Source organism: Streptomyces sp. NPDC007808 (genome assembly GCF_042868655.1).
Taxonomy (GTDB): Bacteria; Actinomycetota; Actinomycetes; order Streptomycetales; family Streptomycetaceae; genus Streptomyces.
The window spans coordinates 1,011,894-1,031,218 of record NZ_JBIAEQ010000002.1 but is presented as its reverse complement, the minus strand read 5'-3'; the positions used below and the strand labels follow the sequence as shown (position 1 = coordinate 1,031,218).

General features: G+C 71.3%; 18 protein-coding genes and 1 tRNA gene. 9 read left to right on the top strand and 10 right to left on the bottom strand.

Annotated elements, in window-relative coordinates; all coding sequences use genetic code 11:
* Window positions 1–69: 69 nt before the first annotated feature.
* Entirely contained in the window at window positions 70–663 is a 594-nt protein-coding gene (locus tag ACFYNL_RS10915) for a histidine phosphatase family protein (RefSeq protein WP_388800009.1), read from the top strand.
* A gap of 33 nt (window positions 664–696) precedes the next feature.
* Here ACFYNL_RS10915 and ACFYNL_RS10910 read toward each other — a convergent pair whose 3' ends face one another.
* Window positions 697–2,184 (bottom strand): hypothetical protein, encoded by a 1,488-nt coding sequence (locus ACFYNL_RS10910; RefSeq protein WP_388800006.1) that lies wholly within the window; start codon window positions 2,182–2,184, stop codon window positions 697–699.
* 272 nt (window positions 2,185–2,456) lie between these two features.
* On the opposite strand from ACFYNL_RS10910, the gene ACFYNL_RS10905 reads away from it, so the two are divergent.
* Window positions 2,457–2,909: a hypothetical protein gene (locus ACFYNL_RS10905; protein ID WP_388800003.1), complete on the top strand. Its 453-nt coding sequence runs from the start codon at window positions 2,457–2,459 to the stop codon at window positions 2,907–2,909.
* 46 nt (window positions 2,910–2,955) lie between these two features.
* Entirely contained in the window at window positions 2,956–3,825 is an 870-nt protein-coding gene (locus ACFYNL_RS10900; RefSeq protein ID WP_388800000.1) for a spermidine synthase, read from the top strand.
* A 15-nt stretch (window positions 3,826–3,840) separates the two neighbouring features.
* Here ACFYNL_RS10900 and ACFYNL_RS10895 read toward each other — a convergent pair whose 3' ends face one another.
* On the bottom strand, window positions 3,841–4,362 hold the full coding sequence (locus ACFYNL_RS10895; RefSeq protein WP_388799997.1) for a hypothetical protein: 522 nt from the start codon (window positions 4,360–4,362) through the stop codon (window positions 3,841–3,843).
* A gap of 98 nt (window positions 4,363–4,460) precedes the next feature.
* Here ACFYNL_RS10895 and ACFYNL_RS10890 point away from each other — a divergent pair, with 98 nt between their 5' ends.
* The 3 genes from ACFYNL_RS10890 to ACFYNL_RS10880 all read left to right on the top strand — a co-directional run bounded on the left by ACFYNL_RS10890 (window position 4,461) and on the right by ACFYNL_RS10880 (window position 8,161).
* Window positions 4,461–5,165 carry a response regulator transcription factor gene (locus tag ACFYNL_RS10890; protein ID WP_388799994.1) on the top strand — a complete coding sequence of 235 codons (705 nt, stop codon included), beginning with the start codon at window positions 4,461–4,463 and terminating at the stop codon, window positions 5,163–5,165.
* A complete protein-coding gene (locus ACFYNL_RS10885; protein WP_388799991.1) occupies window positions 5,162–6,565 on the top strand; it encodes a sensor histidine kinase in 1,404 nt (467 codons plus the stop codon). Before ACFYNL_RS10890 ends, ACFYNL_RS10885 begins: the two co-directional genes overlap by 4 nt.
* 108 nt (window positions 6,566–6,673) lie before the next feature.
* Window positions 6,674–8,161 (top strand): cellulose binding domain-containing protein, encoded by a 1,488-nt coding sequence (locus tag ACFYNL_RS10880; RefSeq protein ID WP_388799988.1) that lies wholly within the window; start codon window positions 6,674–6,676, stop codon window positions 8,159–8,161.
* Between the two features lie 164 nt (window positions 8,162–8,325).
* On the opposite strand, the gene ACFYNL_RS10875 is transcribed toward ACFYNL_RS10880, so the two are convergent.
* From ACFYNL_RS10875 to ACFYNL_RS10860, 4 genes are all read right to left on the bottom strand, one after another.
* Window positions 8,326–9,756: a GH1 family beta-glucosidase gene (locus tag ACFYNL_RS10875; RefSeq protein WP_388799985.1), complete on the bottom strand. Its 1,431-nt coding sequence runs from the start codon at window positions 9,754–9,756 to the stop codon at window positions 8,326–8,328.
* Between the two features lie 138 nt (window positions 9,757–9,894).
* Window positions 9,895–10,797: a carbohydrate ABC transporter permease gene (locus ACFYNL_RS10870; protein ID WP_388799982.1), complete on the bottom strand. Its 903-nt coding sequence runs from the start codon at window positions 10,795–10,797 to the stop codon at window positions 9,895–9,897.
* Entirely contained in the window at window positions 10,794–11,831 is a 1,038-nt protein-coding gene (locus ACFYNL_RS10865) for a carbohydrate ABC transporter permease (protein ID WP_388799979.1), read from the bottom strand. The genes ACFYNL_RS10870 and ACFYNL_RS10865 overlap by 4 nt, the downstream gene beginning before the upstream one ends.
* Window positions 11,828–13,150 (bottom strand): ABC transporter substrate-binding protein, encoded by a 1,323-nt coding sequence (locus tag ACFYNL_RS10860; RefSeq protein WP_388799976.1) that lies wholly within the window; start codon window positions 13,148–13,150, stop codon window positions 11,828–11,830. Before ACFYNL_RS10860 ends, ACFYNL_RS10865 begins: the two co-directional genes overlap by 4 nt.
* A 378-nt stretch (window positions 13,151–13,528) precedes the next feature.
* On the opposite strand from ACFYNL_RS10860, the gene ACFYNL_RS10855 reads away from it, so the two are divergent.
* Window positions 13,529–14,584, top strand: a complete 1,056-nt coding sequence (locus ACFYNL_RS10855; RefSeq protein WP_388799973.1) for a LacI family DNA-binding transcriptional regulator — start codon at window positions 13,529–13,531, stop codon at window positions 14,582–14,584.
* Window positions 14,585–14,882: 298 nt separating this feature from the next.
* Here ACFYNL_RS10855 and ACFYNL_RS10850 read toward each other — a convergent pair.
* The 4 genes from ACFYNL_RS10850 to ACFYNL_RS10835 all read right to left on the bottom strand — a co-directional run bounded on the left by ACFYNL_RS10850 (window position 14,883) and on the right by ACFYNL_RS10835 (window position 17,716).
* Window positions 14,883–14,955: transfer RNA gene (locus ACFYNL_RS10850), tRNA-His, on the bottom strand.
* A 116-nt stretch (window positions 14,956–15,071) separates the two neighbouring features.
* Window positions 15,072–15,674: an oligoribonuclease gene (gene orn / locus ACFYNL_RS10845; protein WP_388799970.1), complete on the bottom strand. Its 603-nt coding sequence runs from the start codon at window positions 15,672–15,674 to the stop codon at window positions 15,072–15,074.
* A 106-nt stretch (window positions 15,675–15,780) separates the two neighbouring features.
* Window positions 15,781–17,025 (bottom strand): helix-turn-helix domain-containing protein, encoded by a 1,245-nt coding sequence (locus ACFYNL_RS10840; protein ID WP_388799967.1) that lies wholly within the window; start codon window positions 17,023–17,025, stop codon window positions 15,781–15,783.
* Between the two features lie 376 nt (window positions 17,026–17,401).
* Window positions 17,402–17,716 carry a hypothetical protein gene (locus tag ACFYNL_RS10835; RefSeq protein ID WP_388799964.1) on the bottom strand — a complete coding sequence of 105 codons (315 nt, stop codon included), beginning with the start codon at window positions 17,714–17,716 and terminating at the stop codon, window positions 17,402–17,404.
* 358 nt (window positions 17,717–18,074) lie between these two features.
* On the opposite strand from ACFYNL_RS10835, the gene ACFYNL_RS10830 reads away from it, so the two are divergent.
* Window positions 18,075–18,602 (top strand): universal stress protein, encoded by a 528-nt coding sequence (locus tag ACFYNL_RS10830; RefSeq protein WP_388799960.1) that lies wholly within the window; start codon window positions 18,075–18,077, stop codon window positions 18,600–18,602.
* Between the two features lie 150 nt (window positions 18,603–18,752).
* Window positions 18,753–19,319: a GPR1/FUN34/YaaH family transporter gene (locus tag ACFYNL_RS10825; RefSeq protein WP_388799957.1), complete on the top strand. Its 567-nt coding sequence runs from the start codon at window positions 18,753–18,755 to the stop codon at window positions 19,317–19,319.
* The last annotated feature ends 6 nt before the right edge of the window (window positions 19,320–19,325 follow it).

Genomic DNA, 19,325 nt, shown 5'->3' with positions numbered 1-19,325 from the left:
CGGGTTGCCCCCGCACAGCGTGCGCGATGATGGAGGCGTTCCGCCTCTCATTTCCCGGAAGGCCCTTTCATGGCACCGCGCATCCTGCTGGCCCGGCACGGACAGACGCAGTGGTCGCTGTCCGGCAAGCACACCGGCAGGACCGACGTACCGCTCCTGGAGGAGGGCCGCCGAGGCGCGAAGCTCCTCGGCGAACGCCTGCATAGGCCGCCGTACGACGGGCTGGCAGGGGTCGAGGTGCGCACCAGCCCGCTGTCACGCGCGCGTGAGACGTGCGAACTCGCCGGCTTCGGTGAACGCGCGCGTGCCTGGGACACGCTCATGGAGTGGGACTACGGCGCGTACGAGGGCATGACCCCGGCGGACATCCAGGCCGTCCGGCCCGGCTGGCTCATCTGGCGCGACGGCGTACCCGAGGGCGAGACCCTGGCCGAGGTGACCGCCCGTGCCGACGAGGTGGTGGCCTGGGCGCGTGAGCGGGACCGCGACGTCCTGGTCTTCGCGCACGGGCACATACTCCGGTCCATAGGGGCGCGCTGGCTGGGGCTGCCGCTCGACTTCGCGGCCCGGATACGCCTCAACCCCACGTCGCTGTCGGTGCTGGGCTGGGCGTACGGGGAACCTGCCGTCGAGAGCTGGAACGACCTGGGGCACCTGGCGTAGCGAGCGCACCGGCGAGCCGCCCGGCCGCGGCGCTCACACGGTCCGCGGCGTCGAGGCATGCCGTTCCAGGAACGCCGACACCCCGCTCGCCCGCCGGTGCGGCAGCAGTACCCGCGCCGTCCCCGCCAGCATCGTCTGCACCCGGGACGACTGGACCTGGTCCAGCAGGTCCAGCACCCGCATCCCCGCAGCGGCGGCCTCGTCGGGCCGCCCCCCACGGGCCAGATCGTCCGCCAGCTCCGCCGTGTACAGCGCGATGTTGCGCGTGAAGTGCGGATCCTGGAGCTGGGCCGCCCGCCCCGCGTGCCGTGCCGCCCGCTGCCAGTTGCCCAGCGTCGACCAGCACTGCGCCTCCAGGACCTCCAGCTCGGCCTCGCCGTAGAAGGTCATCCACTCCGGGTCGGCGTCCGAACGGCCCCGCTCGAAGAGCGCCTGGGCGCGGACGAGGGCCTGCTCGCAGCCGGTGCGATCGGCGAGCCCTGCCCAGCCGCCCGCCTCGCGCAGCGCCAGCAGCGACATCAGGCGGGCGGAGCCCAGGGCACGCGCGACACGCTGTGCGGCCTGCGCCGCCCGCACCGCCTCACGCGGCCGGCCCGCGTCCCGGGCGAGGAACGAGGTGTTGCAGAAGGCGTGCGCCTCAACAGCCGCGTCCCCGGCCATCCGGGCCGTCGCCAGTGCCTCCGCGTAGTGCGAGCGCGCGTCGTCGAACCGTCCCGAGTCGTGCGCCAGCCAGCCCACCGAGATGGCCAGTTCCCCCGCGCCCGCGTGGATCCGCTCGCTGGTCGCCTGCCGGGTCGTCCCGGCGTCGAGCAGTTCGTAGGCGGCCCGCAGCGGGGCGGCAGCACGCCGGTACAGGCCGTCGGCACCGTGCCGGTCGTCGAGCAGCCGGATTCGGCGTACGGCTTCCTCCAGCGCGTCCGCCTCGCGACCCCCGACCCGTCTGACAGGACGCTCCGCGGCCGCGGCGTCGAAGGTGAGCCCCAGTGGGCTCAGCGAGGCGGCGGCCACCGTGGCGCCTCCGCCGGTCATGAATGCGCGACGCAGCACGTCGCTCTCCTCGTGGTTCTCGTGGTTCCGGTCGTTCTGCTGTGCGCCGTACGGGTCGCGAGGGCCGTACGGGTCCTGAGGGTTCAGCGGGTCATACGGCTCGTGGCCCGCACACGTCTCAGACGGGGCGGGCACTTGGAGCGTGGTGTGCACCAAGGGCGCGTCCTCGTCGGCGTGCGCCCGGCGCCCGCGGACGGACGAGCGGGGCGCGAAGCCCAGGTCGGTGAGCGTGCGGCCGGGGAACATGTGCAGGAACACCCGTTCATACGCGTAGTTGGGGCAGCGGATCTCGCCGGCCTCGACCCGCCCGACATAGCGCGCGTCACAGCTGACCCGCTCACCGATCTCGCGGGCGGCCCGCCGCACCGCCGCGGCGAACTCGGCCGGCGAGCGCTGTCCGCGCAACTGCCGGAACGCGAGATTCGGCCGCAGCGGCCTGGGGGGCTGGGACGAGGTCAGCTCTGACGACGCCATGGCCGGGTCCTCTCGTGCGAACCGTCGAACCATGCAGGAGGGGGGCCAAGTCGCCTCGGACATCGGCGAGTCGGGCCGAATATCCGTGTGGTGCCCCTTGTCTCCGGCGGGCAAGAACGTACCTGCTGTGTCGGACCCGCCACGCTGGGTTTGGCTACAAACCGGATATCTCATACAAGATCTGCCATGAACTGCCATCCTTTGCGGCGCACTTGTGCCGTAGCCGTTGACGCGGCGCCGCGTTGAACTCCTCGGACTGCACAAGGGGTTCCGTGGTGGAGGTCGGGATGGAGACCAGCCAGAGCGTCGTTCCTCGCACGCCGTCGAGACCGGCGGGGCACGCGCCGGGCGCGCGGTGCGACGAGCCGCCGGGAACGGGCTGCGACGTGGTCACCGTTCCGGCCCGGCAGGGCCTGGAGGCGGTCGACATCCTGCGGCGGGGCACCGCCGACGCGGTGGGAGCGGTTCTGCACGACGACGGGGGCGACACCCTGGGCTTCGTGGTCCCCTCGGGCACCGCGGCCGCCTGGGACCTGCCGGGCAGCACCTGCACGGAGACCGACGGCCGGGGCCTGAGCCTGGACCTCGACCCCGAGCCGCCGGTCGAGGGCTCGGACTGGCTGCTGCCGCCCGGCGAGGCGGACCTCGCCACGGACCCCACGGCGCTGCGGGCGGCCCTGGGGGAGGCGGCACGCCTGATCGAGGCGGCCGACAACTGCCGCTGACCCGGCTGCCCGGGCGGCCCGGCCACGGCCTTGCGAGAATGACCGCATGGGAAAGTCCAGGAACGCCCGGCGCCGGTCGGCCGCAGCCGAAGCCGTCGTCGAGAGCGTCGACGGTGGGCTCGCCGAGCTGATACCCGACCGGGATCGTGCCCGGGCCTGGACGCTCCTGATCGACGGGGCGCCGCAGTCGCACGTCGACCTGGACGACCCGGCTCACCTCTCCTTCGAGTACCAGCGGCGCCTGGGGCACGTCATCGACCTCGTCGCCCCGCCCGGCAGACCGGTACGGGCCGTGCACCTCGGCGGTGGCGCCTTCACCCTCGCCCGCTATGTCGCCGCCACCCGGCCCCGGTCCACCCAGCAGGTCGTCGAGCGGGACGCCGCCCTCGTCCAACTGGTCAGGCGGGAGCTGCCGTTGGATCCCGGCGCCCGGATCCGGGTGCGCTCGGCGGACGCCCGGGACGGGCTCGCCAAGGTGCCCGACGGGTGGGCCGACCTCGTCATCGCCGATGTCTTCAGCGGGGCCCGCACCCCTGCCCATCTGACCTCGACCGAGTTCCTCGACGACGTTCGCAGGGTGCTGGCGCCCGGCGGTGTGTACGCCGCCAACCTCGCCGACGGCCCGCCGCTCGCCCACCTGCGGGGGCAGATCGCCACCGCCGCCGCCCGCTTCGGGGAACTCGCGCTGGTCGCCGACCCGGCCGTACTGCGCGGCAAGCGCTTCGGTAACGCCGTCCTCGTCGCCTCCGACCGGGCACTGCCGATCGCCGAACTGACCCGCAGCGCCGCCTCCGACCCGCACCCCGCCCGCGTCGAGCACGGCAAGGCGCTCACCGACTTCACCGGTGGCGCCGCCCCCGTGACCGACATCGCGGCGGTGGCCTCCCCGGCCCCGCCCCCGTCCGTCTTCCGGTGACAGTGCGCCGCTGACTCAGTAGGTGCCGATGTCCACCCGCGGCGGCCCGTCGTGCCAGGTGCAGAACACCGACACCCGGTCCGCGCCCGCGGCGAACTCCACCCGGATCCACGTCTGCGTCTTCCACACCTGCATCGACCAGCCCGCGCCCGGGGTGGCCGAGACCAGCGTCGCGGAGCTCTCGCCGATGTCGAAGACCACCCGGCCGCCTTCGGTGTCATAGCCCTTGACCTGGCCCGCAGGGGTGGGGGCGACACCGGTGCTCTTCGGCGGGGTCGTCGACGGGCTCGGCGCGCGGGGCGTCCCGGTCGGCTTCGGGGCGGGACTCGAAGGGCTCTTCGACGGGGTCGGCCGATTCGTCGACGAGGCCAGCGGCTCCGACTTCCGCGCGGCCGCGTCGGCCGCCGTGATGGGCAGGGCGCGCGGCCGGTCGTACACCGTGCCGGCCATCACCGTGTGGACACCCCACCACGACAGCGTGACCGCCGCGCCGGTGGCGAGCGACCAGGCGAGTACGTGTACGAGTCCTCTGCGCATCGCGGGCCATACTGCCCCACGCGTCACACGGACCGCACACGGACTGAGTTATCCACAGGCCCGGATGCCCGTCCGCCGCATGGCGTACGGTGCGGCGCATGGCAAGTGTGCTCGTGGTCGAGGACGACCCGTTCGTTCGCTCGGCGCTCATCCGGCACCTGACCGACGCGGCGCACGCCGTGCGCAGTGTCGGGACAGCGCTGGAGGCGCTGCGCGAGGTCGCCCATTTCCGTTTCGACGTGGTCGTCCTCGACCTCGGCCTGCCCGACCTGGACGGCTCCGAGGCCCTGAAGATGCTGCGCGGGATCACCGACGTCCCTGTGATCATCGCCACCGCGCGGGACGACGAGACGGAGATCGTGCGGCTGTTGAACGCCGGGGCGGACGACTACCTCACCAAGCCCTTCTCCGTCGAACACCTTTCGGCCCGCATGGCCGCCGTCCTGCGGCGTTCCCGTGCCTCGGCGGGAGACGTGCCGCCGGAGACCGTGCTGCGCGTCGGCGGCCTCAGCGTCGACCCACTGCGCCGCCAGGCCGAGCTGGACGGTGCCCGACTCGACCTGACCCGGCGCGAGTTCGACCTGCTCGCCTTCCTGGCCGCTCGGCCCGGGGTGGTCGTACCCCGCAGGGAACTGCTCGCCGAGGTGTGGCAGCAGTCGTACGGCGACGACCAGACCATCGACGTCCACCTGTCGTGGCTCAGGCGAAAGCTCGGGGAGACCGCCGCCCGACCGCGCTATCTGCACACCCTGCGCGGCGTCGGCGTGAAGCTCGAACCACCCGGTGAGGAGCCGCCGCGATGAGGTGGGCACTGGTCAAGGTCTGTCTGGCGGTCACCACCATGGTCGTGGTCGCCTTCGCCGTGCCGCTCGGACTCGTCATCCGGGAGATGGCCCGCGACCGCGCCTTCTCCAACGCCGAGCGGGAAGCCGCGGCCGTCGCCCCTGCCCTGTCCATCACCACCGACCGGGACCAGTTGGAGCGGGTCGTCGCCTCTGCCGGGTCGGACGCGGGCATGGCCGTGCACATACCCGCCTCCGGTGACGCGGCCGCCGTCGACCTCGGCCGGCGGCGCGCCGCCGCCGACGACATCGCCACCGTACGGCGGCTGGGCCGCGCCTCGACCTCCGAGGTGCCCGGCGGATCCACCCTGCTCCAACCCGTCGCGCTGAGCTCCGGCGAGATCGCCGTCGTCGAGGTGTACGTCCCCGACTCCGAGGTCACCAACGGACTGGCCACCGCCTGGGCGGTGCTCGCCGGGGTGGGGGTCGCGCTGATCGTCGGCTCGGTGGCGGTCGCCGACCGGCTGGGCGTGCGGATGGTGCGGCCCGCGCGGCGTCTGGTCGAGGGCGCGCACGAACTGGGGGAGGGCAAGCTGGGCGCCCGGGTGCCCGAGGAGGGACCGACCGAACTGCGGCTGGCGGCCGTCGCGTTCAACTCGATGGCCGACCAGGTCGTCCAGCTCCTGGCGAACGAGCGCGAGTTGGCGGCCGACCTGTCGCACCGGCTGCGCACCCCGCTCACCGTGCTCCGGCTGAACGCGGCGTCGCTGGGGGACGGCCCGGCCGCCGAGCAGACCAGGGCCGCCGTGGCCCAGCTGGAGCGCGAGGTCGACACCATCATCCGTACGGCCCGGGAGGCCAAGCCGCAGACGGTCGCGGCCGGTCCGGGCGCCGGGTGCGACGCGGCCGAGGTGGTGCGCGAGCGCATGGCGTTCTGGTCGGCGCTGGCGGAGGACGAGGGCCGCAAGGTGCGTGTGGCCGGCGTGGACCGACCGGTGCGCATACCCGTGGCCCGGGCGGATCTGGCGGCCGGCCTGGACGCCCTGCTCGGCAATGTGTTCCGGCACACGCCCGAGGGCACGGCGTTCGCGGTCGACGTGCACAACGGCGAGGACGCGGTGATCGTGCTGGTCTCGGACGCGGGGCCCGGCATCGCCGATCCCGAGGCGGCGATGGCACGCGGGCGGGGCTCGGGCAGCGACGGGTCGACCGGGCTCGGGCTGGACATCGTGCGGCGGCTCGCGGAGTCGACGGGCGGTGACGTGCGGATCGGGTCGTCGGTGCTCGGCGGCACCGAGGTGCGGATCTGGATTCAGCTCGACGGGCGGGCGCCTGTGCGCAAGGGGCATCGAGGGGCGGTGCGCAGACGGCGTCCCCGCAGATCCGCCTCCACCTTTAACCGTCCCCGATCCCTTCCTTAAGCGCGCCCTAAGATCCCCAACTCCGGCCTCGATCAGGCGTTTTGCCCGATTCCGGATCGCTAGCGTGCTGCCGCACCCCACCCCGTGAAACAGTGAGGCAGGCACGCGATGAGCACCCACCGGCGCAGGCTCAGTGGCAGGAACAAGGCGATCGGCGGCCTCGTGGCCGCGGCCGTGGTCGGCGGCGCCGCCGTCGTGTTCACCGGAACCGCCCAGGCGGCCGCGACCGGAGCGGCGTACACGAAGACCAGTGACTGGTCGACGGGTTACACCGCGCAGTACGTCGTCACGAACAACAGCGGTGCGGCGAAGAAGGACTGGACGCTGGAGTTCGACCTTCCGGCGGGCTCGAAGCTGAGTTCGCTGTGGAACGCGCAATCGCGGGTGAGCGGGCAGCACGTCACCGTGACGCCGCCGAAGTGGGACAAGGACGGGCTGGCCGCCGGCGAGTCGGTGACGGTCGGTTTCGTCGTGAACGGCACGGGCGCCCCCACCGGCTGCCGGATCGACGACGCCGCGTGCTCCACGGACGACGGCGCCACCCCGGAGCCCAGCGGCCGCCCGACACAGTCCCAGCCTCCGAAGCCCACCCCGACGGCGACCGAGCCCACCCCGACGGCGACCGAGCCCGGCGCGACGCCCCCCACCCAGTCCGCGACGCCCACCGGGAAGCCCTCGCAGAGCCCCGGTACCGGCAGCGGCACCACCGCCGACTTCGCCCCGTACGTCGACACCTCCCTCCACCCGGCCTTCGACCTGGCGGCGAGCGCCGAGGCGACCGGAGTGAAGAACTACACCCTCGCCTTCGTCACCGACGGCGGCGGCTGCACCCCGAAGTGGGGCGGGGTCACGGACCTCGGCCGTGACGCGGTGGCCGGGCAGATCGGTGCCCTGCGCGCCAAGGGCGGTGACGTCCGTGTCTCCTTCGGCGGCGCGGCCGGCAGCGAGCTGGCCACGACCTGCTCCTCCGCGGACGCGCTGGCCGCGGCGTACGGCAAGGTCGTGGACGCCTACAAGCTGACCAAGGTCGACTTCGACGTCGAGGGCGGCGCGCTGCCCGACAGGGCGGCCAACACCCGCCGGGCCCAGGCGATAGCCCGGCTCCAGCGGCAGCACCCGGACCTGGACGTCTCCTTCACCCTCCCTGTCATGCCGGAGGGCCTGACCCAGCCCGGCGTCGACCTCCTCGCCGACGCGGCGAAGCACGGCGCGAAAATCAACGCCGTCAACATCATGGCGATGGACTACGGCCCGGCCTACAGCGGCGACATGGGCACGTACGCCGAACAGGCGGCCACCGCCACCCAGGCCCAGATCAAGGGCGTGCTCGGCCTCTCCGACACGGCGGCCTGGAAGACGGTCGCGGTGACCCCGATGATCGGCGTCAACGACGTCACGACCGAGGTCTTCAAGGTCGACGACGCCACCCAGCTGGTGGAGTTCGCCCGATCCAAGGGCCTCGGCCGGCTGTCGATGTGGTCGGCGACCCGCGACCAGCAGTGCGCGGGCGGCGAGAAGCCGGCGGCGGACGCGACGTGCAGCTCGATCCTCCAGGAGAAGTTCGCGTTCTCGAAGGCGTTCGCGGCCTACAACTGACCCGGACGGCCTCTCGGACCACGGGGGGCGTGCCCCGGCCGGCTCCCCCCATCCGGCCGGGGCACGCGTGTGCGCCGAGGCCGAGGACCTGGCGGACCCGGATCCCCGCCGGGACGCGGCACACCCCCCAAGGCGTGCCGCGCCCCGTCCCCCGGCCGGGAGCCCTAGAGCTCCCGCTCCACCGCCGGCAGCGTCCCCGTGCGTGCCGCGTCGGCGTACCAGCGCGCGCTCGACTTCGGCGTCCGCTCCAGGGTCGAGTAGTCGACATACACCGCGCCGAACCGCTTCTCGTAGCCGTACGCCCACTCGAAGTTGTCCAGCAGGGACCACAGGTAGTAGCCCCGGACGTCGGCGCCGTCGGTGATGGCCCGGCGCACCTCGCAGAGGTGGCCGTGCAGGTAGGCGATGCGCTCCGGGTCGTGCACGCGGCCGTCGGGGTCCGGCTTGTCGTCGTAGGCCGCTCCGTTCTCGGTGATGTAGAGCGGCAGCCCCGGCGCCTCCCGCGTGTAGCGCATGATCAGCTCGTGCAGGCCGGTCGGGTCGACCGTCCAGCCCATCTCCGTGCGGTCGCCCGGCGTCTGGTGGAAGGCGACGTCGTCGGCGGCCGGCCACGGCGAGTGCTCGCTCGCCCCGTGCCCGTCGGCCCTCGGGCCGCCGGCATCGGGCTTCGCCGCCGAGACCAGCGACGGGCTGTAGTAGTTCAGTCCCAGCGCGTCCAGCGGCTGGTTGATCGCCGCCAGGTCGCCGTCCAGGACGAACGACCAGTCCGTCACCGGTGCGGTCGCCTTGTACAGCGACTCCGGGTACGCGCCGTGCAGGATCGGACCGTGGAAGATCCCATTGGCCAGGTCGTCGATCTTCCGGGCCGCGGCCAGGTCCGCCGGGTCCTGGGACAGCGGCCGCACCACCGCGGAGTTGAGGCTGAGCGCCACCGCGTTACGGGCGGGCATCACCGACCGCAGGGCCGACGCGCCCAGCCCGTGCGCCAGGTTCAGGTGGTGCGCCGCCCGCAGCGAGGCAGCCGGCTCGGTGCGGCCCGGTGCGTGGACCCCGGAGCCGTAGCCCAGGAACGCGCTGCACCACGGCTCGTTGAGCGTGATCCACTGCTCCACGCGGTCGCCGAGGGCCTCGCCGACGATCTGCGCGTACTCGGCGAACCGGTACGCGGTGTCGCGCTCCGGCCAGCCGCCCGCGTCCTCCAGCTCCTGCGGGAGGTCCCAGTGGTAGAGGGTGACGGCCGGCTTGATGCCGTGCGCCAGCAGTTCGTCCACCAGGCGGCGGTAGAAGTCCAGGCCCACCTGCACCGCCGGGCCCCGGCCCGTGGGCTGCACCCGCGGCCAGGAGATGGAGAAGCGGTACGCGCTCAGGCCGAGTTCGGCCATCAGCGCGACGTCGTCGCGGTAGCGGTGGTAGTGGTCGACAGCGATGTCACCGTGCTCGCCACCGGCCGTCTTGCCCGGCGTATGGCTGAAGGTGTCCCAGATGGAGGGGGTGCGACCGCCCTCCCGCACCGCCCCCTCGATCTGGTACGCGGATGTCGCTGCGCCCCAGAGGAAGGCGGGGGGAAAGGACACGGAGGTCATGGGCTCAGGCATGGAAGCGCTCCCATAGGGGGTCGTGGAGACCGACGGGTCGGAGAAGGAGAGGGGGGAAGGCGGTACGGGGGGCCGAGGCGGCGGTGACCCGGCCCCCGGGAACGGACGACTGGTACGGCCGAGGGGAAGGAGTGGGCGTCAACCCTTGATCGCGCCCTGCATGATGCCGCCCACGATCTGCTTGCCGAACAGCAGGAAGGCGATCAGCAGCGGCAGTGTGCCCAGCAGGGCGCCCGCCATGATGACCGACTGGTCGGGGACGTAGCCGGTGCCCAGCGAGTTGAGCGCGACCTGAACGGTCGGGTTCTCCTGGTTCAGGGCGATGATCGGCCACAGGAAGTCGTTCCAGGCGAACACGAAGGTCAGCAGGCCGAGGACGGCCATCGCGGGCCGGGCGGCCGGGAACACCACGTGCCAGACGATCCGCAGACTGCTCGCGCCGTCCACCCGGGCCGCCTCGATCAGCTCCGTCGGCAGCGCCTGCACCAGGTACTGCCGCATGAAGAACACACCGAAGGCGGTCACGAGCGTGGGCAGGACGACCGTCTGCAACTGGTTGGACCAGCCGAGGTCCGCCATCCACAGGTACAGCGGCACGACGGCCAACTGGGGCGGGATCATCATCGTGCCGATGGTCAGCAGCAGCAGGACGTTGGAGAACCTGAACCGCAGCTTGGCGAAGGCGAAACCGGCGAGCGTGGAGAACAGCACCGTGGCCACCGTGATCGTGCCGGCGACCAGCGTGGTGTTGACCATCGCGGTCCCGAGCCCGGCCTCCTCCCACGCCGTCTCCATGTTCTTGAACAGGTTGCCGCCGAACCACAGCGGCGGCGGAGTCTGTGCCAGCCGTGTGTTGGTGCGCGAGGCGGCGATCGCTGTCCACACCAGCGGGGCCAGCGAGACAAGCGCGAACAGGGTCAGCACGACGTAGGTGACGGGGCCCGCGTGCAGCTGCTTGCCCGCGCGTATCACCCGCGGCCGTTCCCGCTTGGCGGTGTTCTTCTTCGCGGCCGGCGAGGGAGTCAGATCGGTTGTTGTCATTGGGACTTCCTCAGCCGTCGTGAGATCAGCAGGTTGATCGCGGCGACGATCAACAGGATCAGGAACATCGACCAGGCGATCGCGGACGCCTTGCCGAGGTTGCCGATGATCCAGCCCTGGTCGTACATGTACAGGCCGAGCGTCTGGTACTGGTGACCCGAGCCGCCCTTCGAACCGCTGACCCCGCCGAACAGCAGGGGCTCACCGAAGAGCTGGGTCGCGCCGATGGTCGAGACGACCACCGTGAACAGGATCGTCGGCCGCAGCTGCGGGATCGTCACATGGATGAACTGCTGCCAGCGGTTGGCGCCGTCCAGTGCCGCCGACTCGTACAGATCGGACGGGATCGCCTGCATGGCGGCGAGATAGATCAGCGCGTTGTAACCCGTCCACCGCCAGATCACGATGGTCGACACGGCGAACTTCGAACCCCAGTCGGACTCGCGCCAGTTGACCGGATCGATCCCGACGAAGTCGAGCATCCAGTTGATCATGCCGCCGTCCCAGGAGTACAGCAGCACGAACACCAGCGTCGCCGCCGCGACCGAGGTGGCGTACGGGGTGAGCATCACGACCCGCCACACGGTCGAGCCGCGCAGCTTGTAGTTGAGCAGGTGCGCCAGGCCGATCGCCATCAGCAGCTGCGGCACCGTGGAGATCACACCGATGACGAAGGTGACCCACAGCGAGTTCCAGAAGAAGTCCGAGGCCAGCAGGTTCTCGTAGTTCTTCAGGCCCACCCAGGTCTGGCCGTCCAGGTTGGACAACTGCACGTTGTGCAGCGAGTACCAGGCCGTGTAGAGCAGCGGGACGAGCGCGAACGCTCCGAAGACGACGAAGAAGGGGGAGATGAACGCGTACGGCGACGCCTTCATGTCCCAGCGGTACAGCCGGCTCCGCCAGGAACCCGGTCCCTGCGGAGTCGGAGTGGGCGTACCGCGACCGTGCGCGCGGCCGGCCGCGCCCGGCTGATCACCGGGCGCGGCGTCGGCACTCGACGCGGAATGCGCGAGGGCCTGCTTGGGGCTGGTCACTGGCCGAGCACGTCCTTGATCTCCGCGGTCGCCGCGTCCCAGCCCTCGTCGGCGCTCTTGCCCTTCTGCTCGACCTGGAGGATGCCGATGTCCGTGATCGCGGTGCCGATCGGCTGGTCCTTGGCGCCGTGGTACGTGGTCGGGATGGACTCGGCCGAGGCGGAGAAGATCTCCGTGATCGGCGCGTTCGAGAAGTACTCGGTGGTGGCGGCAGCCGGCTTCAGGGTGGAGTACGCCGACGGGGTCGACGGGAAGCTCGCCTGCTTGGCGAAGACCTTCGCCTGCTGCTCCGGCGCGGTCAGCCACTTCGCCAGGGCGACGGCCTCCTTCTGGTGCTTGCTGGCGGTCGGCACACCGAGGAACGAACCGCCCCAGTTGCCCGAGGTGGGAGCGACGGCCACGTCCCACTTGCCCTTGCCGGCGTCACCGGACTTCTCCAGGATGTAGCCGATCATCCAGGCCGGGCAGGCCACCGTGGCGAACGTGCCGTTCGCGTAGCCCTGGTCCCACGGCTTGTCGAACTGCTTGAGCTTCGCCGACATGTTGCTCGTCGCGACCTTCATGGCGATGTCCCACGACTTCTTCACACCCGCGGACTTGTCCCAGACGACGTTGCCGTCCTTGTCGTAGTACCGCTCGCTCTCGCCGTTGAGGACCGCGTTGTAGACGGAGGAGGCCGAGTCCACGAACTTGGTGCCGCTCGGCGCCTTCTTCATGTACTCCTTGCCCAGGGCGACGTACTTGTTCCAGTCGCCCTTCCACTGCGCGGCGAGCTTGGTGCGGTCCGTCTCCAGGCCGGCCTTCTCGAACAGGTCCTTGCGGTAGCAGATCGCCATCGGGCCGATGTCCGTGCCGAGCCCTATCAGCTTGCCGTCCTGCGTGGTGGCCTGGGCGTTCTTCCAGTCCAGCCACTGGGACTTGTCGACCTCCTTGCCGAGGTCCACGAACTTGGCGGCCTGCGTCTGCACCGCCTCGGTGATGTTGCCGACCTCGATGGCCTGGATGTCGTCGGTACCGGCGCCGGCCTGCAGCCGGGTGAGCACCTTCGGCCAGTAGACGTCGGTACGGGTGGTGACGTTCTCCTTGATGGTGATGTCGGGGTTGGCCTTCATGTACTCGTCGTAGAGGCCGGCCTGCTTGTAGCCGAAGGTGCCGAAGGTGCCGATGGTGAGGGTGGTCTTGCCACCGCCGCCGTTGCCACCGCCCCCGTTCGAGGGGTCGTCCGAGTCCTCGGCGCAGCCGGCGAGCAGCCCTGTCGTCAGCGCGGCGACGACCGCGAGGGTCGTCATCCTGCGGGACCCGCGGGTACTCGTGCGCATTGCGTCCTCCTGTTGCCTGACGTGCCGACCCCCCGGCCAACGGCTTTGTTGGGCCCGTTGAAACGTCATCTTGCATCGCTGCGGCTCGGGCGGGGAACGTGCGGGATGTGTATGTGTCAGGTAGCGTGGGAGCGCTCCCACGCGTGATGTGTTGAAGGTTCGCCGGTCCGAGCGGGGGTGTCAAGGGAGTCGACGCGGAGAGATGCGTTCAGTTATCGGCCTGTTAACTGGACCCACTTGCGGCCGCCCGGCGATCGGGGCGAGGCGTCCGGGTCGCGGCGGAGGTCTTCGGGCGCCGGCACCGGCGGCGGTCACTCTCCCGCACGGGACTGTTAAATTCCAGGCCAGCGTGATGACGACGGCGGAAGGCGGGGCCCAATGGCAAGCCATGGAGCGCGGAGCCGCAGCGGCGGCCGGCCCACCCTCGAAGAGGTGGCGGCCCGCGCGGGCGTCGGCCGCGGCACCGTCTCCCGGGTGATCAACGGGTCGCCACGGGTCAGTGACGCCACGCGCGCGGCGGTGGAGGCGGCGGTGGCGGAACTCGGCTACGTCCCGAACACGGCGGCCCGTGCCCTGGCGGCGAACCGCACGGACGCGATCGCGCTGGTGGTCCCCGAACCGGAGACCCGGTTCTTCGCGGAACCGTACTTCTCGGACATGCTCAAGGGCGTCGGCGCCGAACTGGCCGACACCGAGATGCAACTGCTGCTGACCTTCGCGGGCAGCGACCGCGAACGGCGCCGACTGGCCCAGTACCTCGCGGCGCACCGCGTCGACGGGGTGCTCCTGGTCTCCGTCCACGCCGACGACCCCCTGCCGGACCTCCTGGCCCAGCTGGAGATCCCCGCGGTGATCAGCGGTCCCAGATCCGCCGCGGAGACCCTGACCTCGGTCGACTCGGACAACTACGGCGGCGCCCGCTCGGCCGTCGAGCACCTGGTGGCCCGCGGCCGCACCCGCATCGCCCACATCACCGGCCGCCTCGACGTCTACGGCGCCCAGCGCCGCGTCGACGGCTACCGCGACGCGATGAGCGACGCCGGGTACGGGATGGACGAGCGGCTGATCGAGGCGGGCGACTTCACCGAGGAGGGCGGTGCCCGGGCGATGGCGGCGCTCCTGGAGCGCTGCCCCGACCTGGACGCGGTCTTCGCGGCGTCCGACGTGACGGCGGCGGGCGCCCGGCAGGCGCTGCGCGAGGCGGGCCGCCGCATCCCCGACGACGTGGCCCTCGTGGGCTACGACGACTCGGCCATCGCCCGCCACCTGGACCCGCCGCTGACCAGCGTCCGCCAGCCCATCGAGGACATGGGCCGCCGGATGCTGGACCTCCTGCTCGCGGAGATCGCCGATCGCCGCCCGGCGGCCTCCCGGGGTCTGGAGCGCCCGCAGGTGGTGCTGGCCACGGAGTTGGTGACACGGGCGTCGTCATGACCGGCCACCCGCCGACGGCCTTGCGGACGGACTGCCGCCGGAGCCGGCCGACCGGCCCTCGCCGCGCGGCCCTGCGAGGCGAACCCGTGTCCCTGCAGGAATGACCGCGCACGGCCGCAGCACCCGGTCGCGCCACGAGACTCCCGGATCGGGTCGAGGCGGCCGGTGGGCATGAGCTCGGCGTGCCGGGCGACGGGATCGGACACCCCGCGCAGCCCGGCCCGTGTCGTGCCGGAAGATCACGGCACATGACGAAGGGCTGACCCGTTTTCACAGGTCAGCCCTTCGTTTCCAAGAGGGTGAGTGACGGGACTCGAACCCGCGACATCCTGGACCACAACCAGGTGCTCTACCAGCTGAGCTACACCCACCATGACCGGCGGTTGACTTCCGTGGAGTCCCCGACCGGCCGAGAAAAAGTGTACAGGGTCCGAAGGGGTGCTCGCGCACGGCTTTCGCGGCGCCCCTGTCCGGGCCTCTTGCGCACCTACTGAGCAGGCAGGACGTGCTTGGCGGCGATCGACTTCGCCGTGTCGGAGTCCGGCCCGGGCTGCGGTACGAAGACGGCCTCGCGGTAGTAGCGGAGTTCGGCGATGGACTCGCGGATGTCGGCGAGGGCGCGGTGGTTGCCGTTCTTCTCGGGGCTGTTGAAGTACGCGCGCGGGTACCAGCGGCGGGCCAGCTCCTTGATCGAGGAGACGTCGACGATCCGGTAGTGCAGGTAGTCCTCCAGCGTCGGCATGTCGCGCAGCAGGAAGCCGCGGTCCGTGCCGACGGAGTTGCCGCACAGCGGGGCCTTGCCGGGTTCCTTCACATGCTCGCGTACGTACGCCAGGACCTGCTCCTCGGCGTCGGCCAGCGTCGTGCCGCCGGGCAGTTCGGCGAGCAGGCCGGACGCGGTGTGCATCTGACGCACCACCTCCGGCATCGTCTCCAGCGCCGAGTCGGGCGGGCGGATGACGATGTCCACGCCCTCGCCGAGGACGTTCAGCTCGGAGTCGGTGACGAGGGCGGCAACCTCGATGAGCGCGTCGTCGGACAGCGAGAGGCCGGTCATCTCGCAGTCGATCCACACCATGCGATCGTTCATGCGACCACCCTACGGCCGACCTCCGTGTGCGAGCTGCCCGGCGTCGCGCCGGCGGAACGCCGGGTGGTCGAGCGCACTCGGCCCACCCGGCGTTCCAGGGTCCATCTCACGAACCGCTGCGCTGCCCCGGCAGGCTCGCGCGGCCCGCGTACGCCTCGCGGCCGTTGTCCGACGGGACCGACAGCGACGCCGAGCTCCCGATGGTGCTCGGGGCCGGTGTGCGGCGGGTCTGCATCGGAACCGGACCGCCCTCGGAGTACGGGGACGGCGGCGGGCCCGAGGGTGCCGGGGCGTGGCCCAGCGCGGGCTCGGCGTCCGTCGGCCTGTCGCCCTGGGGGCGCCGTGCCCGGTACGCCGCGCGGTAGGCGGCGGGCGACGAGCCCAGTTGGCGGCGGAAGTGACCGCGCAGTGCCACCGGTGAGCGGAAGCCGCAGCGACCCGCGACCTCGTCCACCGAGTAGTCCGACGTCTCCAGCAAACGCTGCGCCTGCAGCACCCGCTGGGTGATCAGCCACTGCAGCGGCGCGCTGCCCGTCAGCGAACGGAAGCGGCGGTCGAACGTCCGGCGGCTCATGTACGCGCGTGCCGCCAGCGTCTCCACGTCGAACTGCTCGTGGAGGTGCTCCAGCGCCCAGGCGACGACCTCGGCCAGCGGGTCGGCGCCGATCTCCTCCGGTAAAGACCTGTCGAGGTAGCGCTCCTGACCGCCGGAACGACGCGGCGGGACCACCAGACGGCGGGCCAGGGCCCCGGCCGCCTCGTTGCCGTGGTCCGTCCGCACGATGTGGAGACAGAGATCGATTCCGGCCGCCGTACCCGCCGATGTAAGGACGTCTCCGTCGTCGACGAAGAGCTCCCTCGGATCCACGTGTACCGACGGGTAGCGCTTGGCCAGTGTCGGTGCGTACATCCAGTGCGTCGTCGCGGGACGGCCGTCCAGCAGGCCGGCCGCGGCCAGCACGAAGGCGCCGGTGCACAGTCCGACGATGCGGGCGCCTTCCTCGTGCGCGCGACGCAGCGCGTCGAGCGCCTCCTCCGGTGGCGGTGAGGTGATCGAGCGCCAGGCCGGCACGACGACCGTGCCCGCCCGCGATATCGCCTCCAGGCCATGTGGTGCGGTGAGTTCCAGGCCCCCTGTGGTCCGCAGTGGGCCTTCCTCGCCGCCGCACACCAACAAGCGGTAGCGCGGCACGCCGGCGTCCTGGCGGTCGATCCCGAACACCGACAACGGTATGGAACTCTCGAAGATGGGGCCGCCGCTGAACAGCAGCACCGCGACGATCTCCTTGCGGCGTCGTCCGGAAAGCTTCCGGGCCGCAGCTTCCGGCGCGGCAGTGGAGTCGTGGCTCATACTGCTAAGCCCCCCTCGGTGGTCGCGGCTCCTCGGTCGTGTCGCTCCTGCACGTTTCCCCTTGGTCCTGCACGAGTCCCCCGCCGTAACAGTCAAGATCGAATCTACTGGGTCGTGTCACGCCGCAATGGCCGGTTCGGCACCCGGCGCATTGTCGACTTGGCAACTTGGCGTGAAGCATTCGATCACGAAGCGTTGCACTCCCGAGCCGTGCAGGGAAGTGCGCCTCGTGGCGGTGGCCAATCCACGTAGGGTGCGCAGGGCCCCGGAGACCCTTTCCGTGCAGGTGGAACGGGGGTTGGGGGGTGTTGTGAGGGGGTGATGAGCGCCTGCTGGAAGTTGGCTGAAAAGCAACGTTCCCGTGCATCGAAACCGGTCAGCCGACCGGTGTATTTCCCCCAGTGTGACGTCCGCCTCTGTGAGCCCCGGTTCCGGTCCTGTGATGGCGACCGCGACGGGATGTCGACTGGGTGACCCGATCCTCGTCCTTCATGCGCGCCGCACCGCGTTCCGACTCGCGCAGCAGTACGCGGCAGACGGCCGTCACGGCCGCGAGACCGAGGGCCGTGCCCGCGGCGCCGGCCAGGGAGGTGCCGTACCAGAGGAGGACCACCGGGACCAGGACGCAGCTGAAGACCGCCCACCGGACCACGGTGGCGCTGTCCTCGGAGGGGGTGCGGGGTCCGGTCATGGATGCGTGCTCCTGGGCTCCCTGGGCGGTGGACACGGTGATCAACGCCGGTTCGAGCGGTCGGTCACTGGTGCGGGGCCGTCCCGGTGGCGGTCATGACCGTACCGGCGAGTGAATCCTGTGCAAACCGCCTGTACACCGCAGCAACCATTGCGTTACGGGCGTCCCCTCGTGCATGCTCCCTGGAACCCGCACCGACCGTGAGCGGAGACCTGGGTTAAGGAGGCGTGCCGCCGTACCCTTGGGGTATGGGGTTGGGAAGACCGTTCCCGGACACAGCTCCGCCGCACACTGCTGGATCCGTCAGCGAGCTCCGCTCGCGGGCCCACCCATAAAGGATCAATACGCCGAGACAGCCATGGCCGGTCACGAATTCTTCGAACCCGCGGACCGCAAGCGGCCGGTCGCCGATCCCACGGCGGCCGATCCCCTGGCGGCGGATGAGCCACGCCACGCCTGCGATCCGGCTTTCAAGCACGGGGTCGTCGTCGGCTTCGACGGCTCCACCTCCAGTGAGCGCGCCCTCGCGTACGCCATCGGCATGGCCCATCGCTCCGGGTCGGGCCTGATCATCGTCCATGTGGCCAACCGGCTGCCCACCACGGTGTGGGCGGGCTGCGAGCCGCCGGTCTTCGTCGACGTCCCGGACCACCGCACCGAGGTGCTGGGCCTCGAACTCGCCTGTGCCGACTATCTCGCCGAGGTGCCCTGGATCCTCGTCGAGCGCGGCGGCGACATCTGCCACGAGCTGGAGGAGGTCGGGCGGGAGTACGAGGCGGACGCGATCGTCGTCGGCTCCACGCACGGTCTCGTCGGGCGGATCTTCGGCTCCGTCGCCGGGCGGCTCGCGAAGCGGGCGAAGCGGCCCGTCGTTGTCATTCCGTAACTCGTCGTAGGCCCAGGTGAGATGGCGCCTGGGAAGCGGCGGACTCCTTGGCGTCATGCGTGAATCTACCGGCGCGTAGAGGTGTTTGTGCCTTTGTGAAGGGCATATATCGCTCACCGCACAACTGCACATGCATGAAGGGAGCCCGCCGTGGACAACGACGTCTCCGCGGGAAGCGCAACCACCACCGTGGTCGGCCGACTCGCCCTGGGCATCACCCTGTTGGCCTTCGGGCTGGGGTACACCGGTGTGATCGACGGGGTGTCGGCTGCTGACGCCGTATCAATCGCCCAGTACGTGGGCGGTATTGCCCTCTTCCTCGCCGGGCTGATGGCCCTGCGCGACCATGACACCGCCAACGGGACCGCGTTCGTGGCGCTCGGTGCCCTCTGGTTCACCTGGGCCGTCTCGGCCGACGCGGCGGTCTCCGACAACGCGGCGGGGCTCTTCCTGCTGCTGTTCGCCCTCGTGGCACTGACCCTCACGCTCGCCGGTGGCGACCAGCTCGGTCAGGGCGCTTACGGGCTGTTCTTCGTGTCCCTGCTGCTCATGGCGGTCGCCCACTTCGCCGACGGCGACGTACTCGCCAAGGCGGGCGGCTGGTTCGCCGTCGCCGCGGGGGCGGTGGCCTGGTACGCCGCGACCGCGGCCCTGGCGCACTGGCCCACCGTGCTTCCTCGACGCGCTGCGGGCCGGGGAGTGACGGCCACCGGTTAGCCGCGC

Excerpts from the sequence above, each read along its gene's own strand:
- ACFYNL_RS10880 (WP_388799988.1), top strand. The coding sequence starts at position 6,674 with ATGAGCACCCACCGGCGCAGGCTCAGTGGCAGGAACAAGGCGATCGGC.
- ACFYNL_RS10885 (WP_388799991.1), top strand. The coding sequence starts at position 5,162 with ATGAGGTGGGCACTGGTCAAGGTCTGTCTGGCGGTCACCACCATGGTC.
- ACFYNL_RS10835 (WP_388799964.1), bottom strand. The coding sequence starts at position 17,716 with ATGACCGGACCCCGCACCCCCTCCGAGGACAGCGCCACCGTGGTCCGG.
- ACFYNL_RS10840 (WP_388799967.1), bottom strand. The coding sequence starts at position 17,025 with ATGAGCCACGACTCCACTGCCGCGCCGGAAGCTGCGGCCCGGAAGCTT.
- ACFYNL_RS10895 (WP_388799997.1), bottom strand. The coding sequence starts at position 4,362 with ATGCGCAGAGGACTCGTACACGTACTCGCCTGGTCGCTCGCCACCGGC.
- ACFYNL_RS10870 (WP_388799982.1), bottom strand. The coding sequence starts at position 10,797 with ATGACAACAACCGATCTGACTCCCTCGCCGGCCGCGAAGAAGAACACC.
- ACFYNL_RS10830 (WP_388799960.1), top strand. The coding sequence starts at position 18,075 with ATGGCCGGTCACGAATTCTTCGAACCCGCGGACCGCAAGCGGCCGGTC.
- ACFYNL_RS10855 (WP_388799973.1), top strand. The coding sequence starts at position 13,529 with ATGGCAAGCCATGGAGCGCGGAGCCGCAGCGGCGGCCGGCCCACCCTC.
- ACFYNL_RS10860 (WP_388799976.1), bottom strand. The coding sequence starts at position 13,150 with ATGCGCACGAGTACCCGCGGGTCCCGCAGGATGACGACCCTCGCGGTC.
- ACFYNL_RS10910 (WP_388800006.1), bottom strand. The coding sequence starts at position 2,184 with ATGGCGTCGTCAGAGCTGACCTCGTCCCAGCCCCCCAGGCCGCTGCGG.
- orn (WP_388799970.1), bottom strand. The coding sequence starts at position 15,674 with ATGAACGATCGCATGGTGTGGATCGACTGCGAGATGACCGGCCTCTCG.
- ACFYNL_RS10915 (WP_388800009.1), top strand. The coding sequence starts at position 70 with ATGGCACCGCGCATCCTGCTGGCCCGGCACGGACAGACGCAGTGGTCG.
- ACFYNL_RS10900 (WP_388800000.1), top strand. The coding sequence starts at position 2,956 with ATGGGAAAGTCCAGGAACGCCCGGCGCCGGTCGGCCGCAGCCGAAGCC.
- ACFYNL_RS10875 (WP_388799985.1), bottom strand. The coding sequence starts at position 9,756 with ATGCCTGAGCCCATGACCTCCGTGTCCTTTCCCCCCGCCTTCCTCTGG.
- ACFYNL_RS10890 (WP_388799994.1), top strand. The coding sequence starts at position 4,461 with ATGGCAAGTGTGCTCGTGGTCGAGGACGACCCGTTCGTTCGCTCGGCG.